At 65.0% G+C, this 8,932-nt stretch carries 6 protein-coding genes; all 6 read right to left on the bottom strand.

The window, feature by feature from the left end; genetic code table 11:
- Window positions 1–85: 85 nt before the first annotated feature.
- Window positions 86–490, bottom strand: coding sequence for a hypothetical protein (locus tag GRS80_RS12490; RefSeq protein ID WP_160047849.1), 405 nt, complete (start codon window positions 488–490; stop codon window positions 86–88).
- 38 nt (window positions 491–528) lie between these two features.
- Entirely contained in the window at window positions 529–1,617 is a 1,089-nt protein-coding gene (locus GRS80_RS12485; RefSeq protein ID WP_343161559.1) for an SDR family oxidoreductase, read from the bottom strand.
- Window positions 1,605–3,191 (bottom strand): succinic semialdehyde dehydrogenase, encoded by a 1,587-nt coding sequence (locus GRS80_RS12480; protein ID WP_160047848.1) that lies wholly within the window; start codon window positions 3,189–3,191, stop codon window positions 1,605–1,607. The genes GRS80_RS12485 and GRS80_RS12480 overlap by 13 nt, the downstream gene beginning before the upstream one ends.
- A gap of 109 nt (window positions 3,192–3,300) precedes the next feature.
- Entirely contained in the window at window positions 3,301–4,962 is a 1,662-nt protein-coding gene (locus GRS80_RS12475; RefSeq protein ID WP_160047847.1) for a GAF domain-containing sensor histidine kinase, read from the bottom strand.
- Between the two features lie 316 nt (window positions 4,963–5,278).
- Window positions 5,279–7,012: a histidine kinase N-terminal 7TM domain-containing protein gene (locus GRS80_RS12470; protein WP_160047846.1), complete on the bottom strand. Its 1,734-nt coding sequence runs from the start codon at window positions 7,010–7,012 to the stop codon at window positions 5,279–5,281.
- A 196-nt stretch (window positions 7,013–7,208) separates the two neighbouring features.
- On the bottom strand, window positions 7,209–8,783 hold the full coding sequence (gpmI, locus tag GRS80_RS12465; protein WP_160047845.1) for a 2,3-bisphosphoglycerate-independent phosphoglycerate mutase: 1,575 nt from the start codon (window positions 8,781–8,783) through the stop codon (window positions 7,209–7,211).
- Between the last annotated feature and the right edge of the window lie 149 nt (window positions 8,784–8,932).

Here is an 8,932-nt window from a genome sequence, read left to right as displayed (position 1 = left end):
TGAGTTCCGAGAAATCGCCCTAATGTGTGTCGTCTACAACATCAAGCGTGCCGTGAAACAGTGAATTCAACCGCCGTATGGCGATTCAACACAGCCGCTCGAAGCCAATGGTAGCGCCGAACGCCAGCGCAACGAGTGTCTCACTGTCGGTGAGCAACAGCGAGATGGCGATCCCGATCGCGTACCAGTGGATACCGACACGGACGTGTTTGACCTGTCCGACGTACGACCGAACGTCTTCGTCGAGTAGCCACACGACGACACCGCCCGCGACGAGCGGACCCCAGACACGAGGTATGCTGTGAAGTTCACTGGGTCCTTCGAAGGCGAGCAGTGCAATCGCGTCGATCACCCACGTGTAACCGAAGGCGAACAAGACGAACGCAACGACGGGTGAACGTGCGACGGTCCGTTTCAGCCTACCGAGTGCTCGAGGGTGATCGTCAACGGATTCGACTTCCGTTGACCTATCGATAGTCTGACATTCCATACCTCAGCCATCGATATGGTCACATAAAAAATTCGGTACTAGACCATCGGCTCGTCGCCGACGGCGGGATTCTCGAGTACGTACGCGAGGAGTCGATCGACGTAGGACTCGAGCGGCGGCACCTCGAGTCCGCTCCCCTCGAGCGCCTGTCGCGTCTTCGGACAGGCGTACCGCGTCGGATGGTCGAGATAGTCGAGGGTGGCGGGCTCGAGCGACAGCGACGACGAGAGCCGACTCGAGACCGTTCGTGCGATCGGTTTCGTCGTCGGCAGCGTGACGGTGCGGTGGCCGGCCGCCTCCGCGAGAACGTCGACGAACCGCGGGACGGAAAGCGGCGCGGGATCGCAGAGCTGATAGACCTCACCGACGGTCTGCTCGCGGGCGCTGAGGGTGGCGATCGCGTCGACGACGTAGTCCCTGGGAACGACGTTGAGCTCGGCGTTGCTCGAGCCCGGCAGCGTAAACGCCACCGAGAGCCACTCGGGTTGGGCCAGCAAGAGCCGGAGCAGGTAGTAGGGGCCGTCGTACTTGTCGGTCTCGCCAGTCCGGCTGTCGCCGACGACGATCGCGGGCCGGTAGATCGTCGCGGGCAGGCCGGCGTCCATCCGGTCCTGGACCGCGACCTCGGCGCGGTACTTGGTCTCCTCGTAGTGGTTGTTGAACGTCTGGCCCTCCTCGAGGTGGTCCTCGGTGAACACGCCATCGTACCGGCCGCTGACGTAGCAGGTGCTGACGTAGTGGAATCGATCCACGTCGCGCACAGCGGCGAACTCGAGGACGTGTTCGGTGCCCCGGACGTTGACCGCTTCCGCCAGGTCGCGGTCGGCGGCGAGGTCGTAGACCGCCGCGAGGTGATACAGTTCGCGAACGTCCCCAAGCGACTCGTCGCCCAGTCCGAGGTCGGGTTCGGTAATGTCGCCCTCGTAGAGCCGAACCGCGTCGTCGTCGACCCTGTCGATTCCGGCGGTGATCTCCCGCGCTCGCCGGCGTGCTGTCTCGAGGTACTGTGGCTGGACGAGACAGGCCACCGGCCCGTCGCCGCTGGCGAGGACGCGCTCGAGCAGTGCCGAGCCGAGAAAGCCCGGGAACCCAGTGAGAAAGACCGCGGCGTCGCTCACGGCACCCACCTCGCGAGTCGTCGCTGAACCATCGTCAGTCCGAGCATGAAGCGAGCAAACCAGCGCGGCGAGACGCCCGGCGGCGCGTCAAGCGGGCCGATTCTCGAGGTCGCGATCGTCCGGGCGTCGACGTACCGCCGGAGTCCCTCTGGGCCGTGACGTCGGCCGAGTCCCGAGTCGCCGACGCCGCCCATCGGCGCATCAGTCGCCGCCCAGCCGACGGTGTAGGGATCGTTGACGCAGACGGTGCCACAGTCGATCTCGCGAGCGACCCCACGGCCGCGCTCGCGGTCGGTCGTCCAGACGCTGGCGTTCAGTCCGTACTCGGAGTCGTTCGCCCGCTCGATCGCTTCGTCGACGCCCGAGACCGGGTAGACGGAGACGACGGGGCCGAACGTCTCCTCGCAGGCGACCCGTGAGTCGGGGTCGACGTCCGCCAGGATCGTCGGCTCGTAACAGAACGGGCCGACGTCGGGACGGGCGCGGCCACCCGAGAGCAGCGATGCGCCGTCCGCGACCGCGCTCTCGACGTGCTCGCGGACGCCCTCGAGGTGGTCGCCGTCGATCAGCGAGCCGACCTCGGGGCCGTAGTCGAACTCGAGACCGAGTTCGAGACGCCGCGTGGCGCCGACGAAGGCGTCCACGAACTCGTCGTACCGTCGGTCGTCGACGTAGATCCGTTCGGGGGCGAGACAGAGCTGTCCGGCGTTGGTGAACGCACCCTTGACCGCGCCGCGAGCGGCCGTCTCGGGATCGGCGTCGTCGAGGACGACCATCGGGTTCTTCCCGCCGAGCTCGAGCGAGCAGTCGATCAGGTTCCGGCCGGCCCGTTCGGCGACTGTTCGCCCCGTCTCGGTGCCGCCGGTGAAGGCGACGTAGTCGACCGCGTCGATCAGCGCGGGACCAACTGTCGCTCCCTCGCCGGTGACGATCTGGAACAGACCGTCCGGTAGGCCGGCCGCCACCAGCAGATCCGCGAGCGCCAGCGCGATAAACGGCGTGCGCTCGTCGGGTTTGCAGACGACGGCGTTGCCCGCAAGCAGGGCAGGGATCGCGTCGGTCATCGCGAGCGTCAGCGGGTAGTTCCACGGCGAGATCACGCCGACGACGCCGACGGGGTCGTACGTGACCGTCGCCTCGGAAGCCAGCGGTATCGCACCCGATCGATCCGCGTCCGCGAGTATCGAGGGCCCCTTCGCCGCGTAGTACGAACACGTCAGCGGGACGTCGAGTATCTCCTCGAGGGCGTGCTGCCGGGATTTCCCGGTCTCGAGTTGTACCACGTCGAGCAACTCCGCACGGTGGTTCAGGACGAGGTCTCCGAACCGCTCGAGGATCGCCGCCCGCTGGTCGACGGTCGCCCGTTCCCAGTCGGCCTGGGCCGACCGAGCACGGTCGACCGCAGCCGCGACGTCGTCGGCCGTACAGGCCGGGATCGCGCCGATCGGTTCGTCGGTGACCGGTGTCCGAACCTCGAGCGAGGAGCTGTCACCGGACGTCTCGATGCGAGCCGCGAGCCCCTCGAGGCGCCCACTCTCGATGGTCGTCTCCTCGAGGATCCGCGAGGCGTTCGTCCGTGCCATATCTCGATTTTCGGCTCGAGCGCACCTGTAGCTTTGGTTAGATGACGTTCCGACCGTCTCGCCGTTCGAGACGTCTCAGACGGTTTGTGGTGACTGATACGGATTGCTGTCACGATGGACGGGCGCACCCGCGGGAGTTGGAGTCGTCCGCCGTGGTGAACGCGAATCGTGCGCCACCGTCGTCGCTCTCCTCGACGGAGATAGACCAGCCGTGGGCGTCGACGACCGTCGCGACGATCGACAGCCCGAGACCCGTTCCGTCACCGCCAGTGTATCCCTCCCGAAAGATACAATCGCGCTGGTCGGCCGGGATACCGGGACCGTCGTCCTCGACGGCGAACCCGTCTTCCGTTCCGACCACCGTGACGGTCACCCGAGCACCGGCGTGTTCGATGGCGTTTCGAAAGAGGTTCTCGAACGCCTGCTGGAGCCGCCCAGGGTCGCTGTCGACCGTTCCTAGCTCCCGCGTCACCAGTCGCGCATCCGCCGTGTCGACGGCGTTCCAGGCCCTCCGAGCGACGTCCTCGAGGTCGACCGGCTGGCGTTTTTCGAGGGTTTCCCCCTGTCGAGCGAGCGTCAGCAGGTCCTCGATCATCGTCTCCATGCGATCCGCGGCCACGGAGACGTCCTCGATGTGCTCCGGATCGCCCGTTTCCTCGATGAGTTCGATGTACCCCGAGAGAACGTTGAGCGGATTCCGAAGGTCGTGGCTGACGACCGAGACGAACCGCTCGAGTCGTTCGTTCTGTCTGGCGAGTTCCCGCCTGCGTCGTTCCCGGTCGAGCGTGTAGCCGACGAGTTCGCCGAACGTCTGTATCTGTTGGCGAAGCGAACGGGGCCAGAGGCGTCTGGTCTCTTGTTCGACGACGAGGATACCGATCAGTTCCCAGTCGACGACGATCGGAACCGCGAGCAACGACTCGAGGGTTCGCTCCGCGAGGTAGCGGTGACTGTCGGCGTCGGCTGTGGAGGTATCGTCACGGTCGGCTGGCGTTCCGATATCGCCGACGAAGCCCTCGGGGACGTCGAACTCCAGATCGTCGACATCGGCGGGCACGGCGTAGGGATCGAACGACTTCGAGAGCGTGTCGAACCCGGGAAACGCCGAGGGTGAGACGGGGTCGGCTTCGGCCGGCGAGTTCGAGCGGCGATCCCAGACGTGAGTCGGATCGAGGACGTCCTCGGCGTACTCGAAGAGTAGACACCGATCCGCATCCAGCTGTTCGCCGACGAGTCGAAGCCCCCACTCGATTTCGATGTCGGTCTCGTCGGGTGCTGCGCCCATCAGCGATCGAGAAATGTCGAAGACGGTCTCCCTGATGTCCGAGATCGATCGGTGGTAGTATTCGTCGACGTGCGTTCGGAGGCGCTCTACGTCGTGGTCGGTGATCCCCTCTTCGTCGCGTACGTCGACGAGTTCGGCGGTGTCGACCTCGAGTAACGCACGGAGCATGGCCGGGTCAGCAGACGGCGTGATGACGACGACCGACACGTCGGTGGTCGAACCTCGGACGCCCTCGATGACGTCGATCGTTTCCTCGTCGGTCAGGTCGGGCCCGACGATGAGACAGTCGATCTCCTCGTCGAGTGCGTCGCGAGCGGCCGACGCCGAGTCGACGGTTCGAAGCTTGTAGATCGGTTCGAGTTCCTCGGAGACCCGCTCTCGGTCGGTCTCTCGTGTCCCGAGGTAGACGACGTGAAACCGCCGACGTGGACACCGCGTTTCGACGGGTCCGCCCCCGTGTGACTCTCGCTGCGACTCGTAGTTCATATTACACCTCCGACTCGCCAAACTGACGGATTACGTACCGTTCGCTCCGTCCACAACGCGTTCGTCTACCACAACGAGACGGACCGTCGACCGTCTCGGATGGTGGGCAGTCCGCTGGGAAACTGCGGGCGAAGCGAGCAGTGTTCGTGATAGTAAGAACGGCCAGCCAAATTACGATAAAGATAACGGCTATCTCGGCCGTCGAACTGGCGTCACGAGCGAGTTCGAAACCACAATTCGGACGGCTCCCAGAAGGAGGCGACATAGCAGTGTAAATCGACCAGTCTCGTCCCGATCCGTCTTCGCCGACCGCCGGCTACCGTTCGGCCGCCTGCGGCGGCGTCTCCGACGACTCCGACGGCGATCCGATCGGTTCGGCCACGGTTGGCAGACGAACGGTGACGGTCGTCCCGCCGTCGGTCTCGAACGACAGGCCACCGCCCAGCATCCGTACACACCACGTAACGAGCCACAGTCCGAGTCCACTCCCGTGCTCGAGGGGAGTTTCCTCGCCTCGCTCGAGGACGGACAGTTCGTAGTCGGGAATACCCGGACCGTCGTCGCTGACCGAGACGGCGGCCGTTCGACCGTCGACGAGTCCCTCGAAGGAGACGGTGACGACCGGCGTCTCGCTGTCCGCGTGTTCGATGCCGTTCTCGACGAGGTTTTCGAACAGTTGGACGAACAGTTCTCGCTGTGTCCACAGAACGAGATCCGCCGGGACGTCGACCTCGACGTGCCCTTCGGTCACCGCTTCGACGTCCGTCGCGATCTCCGAGAGTGCCTCCTCGACGACGACCGTCGATGGGGACTCCTCCATCGAGTCGAGTGCCTGTTCGAACGCCCACGCCTTCTCCGCCATGTCGACGACATCCGCGACGTTCGCTCGAGTTCGCTCGAGCGTCTCGTGCAACTCCTCGTCGCTCGTCCGGTCGGCCGCGATGTCGAGATATCCCTCGACGACGTTCAGGTCGTTTCGAAGGTTGTGTCGAAGAATTCGGTTGAGGATCTCGAGACGCTGTTCCCGTCGGCGTTGGCTGGTAATGTCCTGGACGAGGATCGTGTAGCCGACCCGGTGGCGAGATGAGTCGTGGAGCTCCGAGACCGACACCGCCAGTTCGCGAAACTCGCCGGGACTGTCGTCGGTGACGATCTGGTCGCCGGCGGTCAGTTCGACGTCGAGGTCGGTGGCGTTCTCGAGGCGTTCGCCAAGAACGGCCGGTGACGTCACGTCGAACGTCGTCTCCGCCGCCGGGTTCAGATCGACGACCCGGTGTCGGGTGTCCACGACGACGAACGGGCTCTCGAGTTCCTCGATTGCGGACTGCTCGGCCGCCCGGCGAGTCGAGGGGTTGAACGTGAACATGCGCCCGCCGACGAAGGCGTACGCGTCCAGCGCGACGTGCGGGATGAACATGATCGGCGCGAGGTTGAGCTGTGTCACCGGTCCGAGTTCGAACAGCCAGACGAGGACGGCGATCCCGGGAGGGACTGTACTGATCACGACCGCGATCGCCTCCGACCGATAGAGCGGGCCGTAGTTGACGATTGTGTCGAACAGCAAGAGGACGCCGAGTGCGACGAACAGGACGCTACTGAGGATCGTCAGGTACGCCCAGACGCCGAACTCGTAGGAGACGGTCGCAGTACCGAACACGGGGTCGAGCTGGAACCCGGCCCAGACGAGGCCATGTATCGGATTGGTCACGAGGAGGAGCGTCGTCGCCGCGGGAACGAGCGTCAACGCGCCGAACGAGGGCGTTCGGACGAACGCGCCACGACCGGTGTACTCGAGTGCGAAGCCGAGAAACGTCAGCCCGATCCACGCCGTGGCGATCCAGGTCACCACCTCGAAGAGCCATCGGACCACCGGGTCGAAGACGAGCAACGACAATCCGTACGAGAAACACCACGACATCTGCACCCCGAGCGTCAACAGAAACCAGTTTGCGCCCGGGTTGCCACGATGTTGCCAGAGGTAGCCGAACAGCGCTGCCGTTCCGATCCCCGCGAGCACCGATCCGACCACGGGCCAGGGGAACGGTAACATACAGGTCAGACCTCTGAACACATGCTCTTTGGTGTTGTGGCCACTCTTGTTGCAGATCCGCGACGATCTCGAGGAGACCTGAACACATGCTCTTTGGTGTTGTGGCCACTGGTATCTACGGCGCGTTCGTCCCGTTCCGGGGAACACTCGTGGGCGGAGGCTCGTCAGTGCGCGCGACGAAACGAAGGCGTTTTACTCACTCGAGCAACGGCTCGCCGGTCATTTCGGGCGGTCGATCGACGCCGATCAACTCGAGTAGCGTCGGCGCGAGATCGGCGAGCGTGCCGCCATGGCGAACCGTGTGGCTCCTCTCGTTGCTCACGGGTCGTTCCTCCCCGTTCGCGTTTTCGAGGTCGGTCCCCGACCTCGCTCTGGGAGCGAGATAGACGACCGGCACGTCGTTGTACGTGTGTGCGGTGTGTGGATCCTCCTCGGTCCCCATCTCGTCGGCGTTGCCGTGATCTGCAGTGATCAGAACGTGTGCGCCCGCCGACTCGAGCGTCTCGACGAGCCGTCCCAGCTGGTCGTCGACGGCTTCGACGGCCTCGATCGCGGCCTCGTAGTCGCCGGTGTGGCCGACCATGTCGGGGTTAGCGTAGTTGAGGACGAGCACGTCCGGGTTCTCCGATTCGACGACGTCGATCGCGGTGTCGGTCACCTCCGGGGCGCTCATCTCGGGTTGCAAGTCGTAGGTCGGCACGTCCGGGCTCTCGACGATCTCGCGAATCTCGCCGTCGAACTCGACCTCCCGGCCGCCATTTAAGAAGTAGGTGACGTGGGCGTACTTCTCGGACTCGGCGATCCGCAGTTGGGTCTTGCCCTCGTCGGCGAGCACCTCACCCAGCACGTTCTCGGGCTGCGTCGGCGGGTACGCGATCGGAAGATCGAACGTCTCGTCGTACTGGGTCAGCGTCACCACCTCGATGTCCGGTGAGTTCGTCTCGAACTGGTCGGCCCAGTCTTCGGAGCGAATATCCGCGAGCATTCGGGTGAGCTGGCGTGCACGATCCGAACGGAAGTTGAACCAGACGACCGAATCCCCGTCCTCGAGGGCCGGTGTGTCGGAAACGATGGTCGGCTCGAGGAACTCGTCGGTCTCGCCGCGGTCGTAGGACCCCTCGACCGCCTCGAGTGCCGACGCCGCCTCGTACTCGGCTTCCCGGTTTACCATCGCGTCGTAGGCGCGTTTCGTCCGCTCCCAGTTCTGGTCGCGGTCCATCGCGTAGTACCGCCCCGAGACGGTGGCGACGTGGCCCGTTCCGTGCTCGGCGACGACGTCCTCGAGCGTCTCGAGGTACTCCCGCCCCCCCGTCGGCGAGGTGTCCCGACCGTCGGTGATCGCGTGGGTGACCGCCTCGACGCCCCGATCACCGGCGAGTTCGATCAGCGCGTGGAGGTGCTCGTGATCGGAGTGAACGCCGCCGTCGCTGACGAGGCCGAGAAAGTGGACGCGCCCGTCGGTTTCACACGCGGCGTCGAAAGCCGCGTTGATCGCGTCGTTCTCGCGAAACGAGCCGTCGGCGATCGAGTCGGAGATGCGGGTGTACTCCTGATAGACGACCCGTCCGGCACCGATATTGAGGTGTCCGACCTCGCTGTTTCCCATCTGTCCTTTGGGGAGTCCGACGCGGCGGCCGGCGACCTCGAGCCGGCCCGACGCGCCCGTCTCCGCGAGTCGATCGAAATTCGGCGTCTCGGCCGCCTCGACCGCGTTCCGGCCGTCGCCGGTGCCGAGTCCCCAGCCGTCGAGAACGATCAGCGCAGCGTCCATATCCGAGGGAATGCCCATCCTCGCGTAATTACCTATCGTTGTCGACTGTACGCAACGCGTCGTCCCAGGTCGAAGTCGCACGTGCGGAGTCGACGTCCGACGGCGCGCCTGCCGGGGAGACGGCAGACGATCCGCAAACGATATGGCAT

The organism is Natrialba sp. INN-245 (assembly GCF_009807105.1).
GTDB lineage: Archaea > Halobacteriota > Halobacteria > Halobacteriales > Natrialbaceae > Natrarchaeobius > Natrarchaeobius swarupiae.
Note: the sequence above shows the minus strand (reverse complement) of the source record. Positions and strands in the feature narration are given on the sequence as shown.